The sequence below is a fragment of the Bacteroidota bacterium genome, assembly GCA_034723125.1.
Taxonomy (GTDB): domain Bacteria; phylum Bacteroidota; class Bacteroidia; order CAILMK01; family JAAYUY01; genus JAYEOP01.
The window spans coordinates 1-2,634 of sequence record JAYEOP010000324.1 but is presented as its reverse complement, the minus strand read 5'-3'; the positions used below and the strand labels follow the sequence as shown (position 1 = coordinate 2,634).

The 2,634-nt window shown below is 31.1% G+C and carries 2 protein-coding genes; both read right to left on the bottom strand.

From position 1 onward, the window contains the following. Positions 1 to 272 precede the first annotated feature (272 nt). Positions 273 to 932, bottom strand: a complete 660-nt coding sequence (locus U9R42_09070) for an outer membrane beta-barrel protein (protein MEA3496170.1) — start codon at positions 930 to 932, stop codon at positions 273 to 275. A 1-nt stretch (position 933) separates the two neighbouring features. Beyond that, entirely contained in the window at positions 934 to 2,334 is a 1,401-nt protein-coding gene (locus U9R42_09065) for an NfeD family protein (protein ID MEA3496169.1), read from the bottom strand. Positions 2,335 to 2,634 lie beyond the last annotated feature (300 nt).

The window sequence follows — 2,634 nt, the reverse complement described above, 5'->3', positions numbered from 1 at the left end:
GCTAATTATCAATATCTTGCCACAAAGACACCAAGGCACAAAGTTGCACTAAGAAAAAATACATAATATAACAGTCAGATAATAAATATATGCTGAGCGGTAATAAACTGTGTTTTGCTATACCGTGCAAACTAATAATAACCAATACGTTAAACATAGTGCTAAAGCTCAATTTAGAACCAGCCGAAGTATATGTTAGCACACAGAATTATTATGCGAAACTTGAGTAATTTATTTAAAAGAATTTAAGAACTATAAAATTCCTTATTGTTTTAAAAATAATATCTTATTCCGATTGAACTAACAACATTGATATAACCTCTGTGTGTGTATCCCCAAAATTGCCAAAATGGTGTTGCACTATCTGTACTCATATTGTAAACAGAACTTTGGTAACGTAAAAAAGCAACAAAATTATTATTAATAATATATTCAGTACCAAGGTAAATACTTCCTTCTATTTTGCTTGCAAATCCAGGTTCATTATTAACTGAACCAAAGTTCTCTCGTTTTTCATTTACCATAAAACCTATACCAAGACCTAGATTAAGAATTATGTTCTCATTCTCGTAATCAAGAATATCTAGAATATTTTTGATGTTGTAATTTAGCATAACAGGCACTTCAAGATAGCTAACTTTGTAATTATCCCATTTACCGGGACCAATACCATTTTTATTAATTACTTTTCTACTACCTTTTTCAGTATAAACGAGTTCCATTCGTATGTTGGAAAGAGGATTGGCAAACTGATACTCTGCAAAAGTACCGGCTAGTAAACCACCTTTATTAAATCCAACCATTGCATCTCCTGAGATTTGCGAACCGTTCATTCCAAGTATCAGTCCTGACTTAAAACCTTGGGAATATAAATTGGTAGTAAGGAAAATTGCTACAACTAAAAGGATATTTTTTAAAAAACTGTATTTCATTTTATTCATTTTCTAATTCACGTACAATAACTTTATTTCCCATATCTTTTAAAACAATAATTTTTGAATTTTTTGCAATATATTCACCTTCGGTAATTGCACTATAAATTTCATTTTCTATTATAACCTTACCACTTGGCGACATATTAGTATATACTATACCGCTTTTACCTGCAACGCTTTGTTCTTTTTCAGAAACAGTTTGAGTGTTACTTAAATTCGACCTGTAATTTGTTTTTGAAAGAGTATCAGTAAGAACGAGTCTTTGGAAAGCTTTGCTTTTTAAAACACTTCCTCCTGTGGCAAAAATTAATACAACACCACAAAAGAAAGACGTTGTAACAATGGATAGTGCTTTTATAAGCTCTTTGGGATTAACAAAAGTAAAGTCAAAATATATGTTGTCAACAAGAGCGAGGATAAGACCGCTTAACAAAAGAATAAGCCCCAATATACCGGCAACTCCGAAACCGGGGATAACAAATATTTCCAGCATTATTAAAAGAATCCCTACAACAAAAATAAGAATTTCCCAACTTGCTGCAAGTTGTTCAATGTAAAGTGGAGCAAAATATAGTAAGGCTGCTATAACTGCTAAAATCAAAGGAAAACCAATTCCCGGACTTTGTAATTCATAGTAAAGACCTGCAAGGATTACTAAAATTAATATTCCGTGAAAGAAAGGATTTGTTAAAAAATTAAGTGTTTTATCAATACCACTGAATTTCGGTTTTATAATTTCATAATTTTTATAACCTTCTTGTTCAAGTACTTCTTCTATGCTTTCAGCTTTTCCATCACAAAAACCAAGTTTTAAAGCTTCTGTACGTGTTAATGTAAGTACATGTCCTTTTTCGGAAACTCCTTCTACTTCAAGTTCCTGATCAACCATAGCTTCGGCAATTTTAGGGTCTCTTCCTCGTGATTCTGCTGTGGAACGCATCATTCCTCTCATATACGATTGGTATTTATCAGGTAAGGCTTCTGCACTTTGGGTTACAACAGTTGCCGCACCAATTGTTGAACCGTTTGACATATATATTTTTGTGCATGCAATAGAAATAAGTGCACCTGCTGATGCTGCATTTGGTTTTATTAAAACAAAAACAGGAAATTTTGCATTCATTAATTTTGTTCTAATTGAATCAGCTTCATTAAGTAATCCTCCGGGAGTATTCATTTCAATTATAAGTGCATCAGCATTTTTTTCTTCAACAAGTTCAAATGCAAGATTTGTTGTTCTTCGAGCAGAATGGTTTATCTGCGATTTTAAATCTAATTTTACAATTACTGCATTATTAATAATTGTATCTTTTATTAAAGAATTACTTTGGGCTTTGGCATTAAATGATAAAATGCTTAGCATAAATATTAAGAACGAGAAATTTAATACTTTCTTCATACATATTCTGTTTAAAATTTTCTTTACAAATGTAGCAAATACTAAATTGTCAGTAAAATTTTTTGCAAAGTAAAAAAACAATTGCTACTAAGACATTGTAAAAGAATAAATGCTTAGAATTTAACGAAGTAATTTTGTTTCCCAGATAAACTGGAAAAGAAAAACTGCCACAGACTTAGCATGTCTTCGACAGACGAAGTCTGTGGCAGTTTTAATTCTTTATATTTTCTGCAAAAAAACACGAATAATAGAAATATGAGCCTATTATATTTTCAAATAAATAGTGCCTCTAAGAAAACT